Raw genomic sequence first — 312 nt, 5'->3', positions numbered from 1 at the left:
AGGCATCCGAGGATGCAACGTCGACGACGTCATCGGTTTCGGGGAAATGAAAGTCATCGGGACGCGCGAACAGCTCGCGCAAGGCGGCTTCGTGTCGTCCCGCGAATCCGAGGTCCGCGACGGCCTCCGCCTCGATGGCATGCAACAGCCGCCAAGTCAGCGGCACTCCTTTATCGATGTAACGCCCCGCGATCTGACGCGTGATGCGCTCGAGGTCATGCACCGCGCGGGCGAACTGCCTTCTGCTCAGGTTTTCACCATTCGACTCCATGATCCACCCCTTCCAGCCGGTCTTATTGTACTGTACAAATA

General features: G+C 59.9%; 1 protein-coding gene. It reads right to left on the bottom strand.

Annotated features, from left to right (window positions below):
- A partial coding sequence (locus QCE73_RS34140; protein ID WP_309885353.1) for a DUF2471 family protein occupies window positions 1-271 on the bottom strand: 271 nt, incomplete at its 3' end.
- Window positions 272-312 lie beyond the last annotated feature (41 nt).

This window comes from Caballeronia sp. LZ029 (genome assembly GCF_031451275.1).
Classification (GTDB): Bacteria; Pseudomonadota; Gammaproteobacteria; order Burkholderiales; family Burkholderiaceae; genus Caballeronia; species Caballeronia jiangsuensis.
Note: the sequence above shows the minus strand (reverse complement) of the source record. Positions and strands in the feature narration are given on the sequence as shown.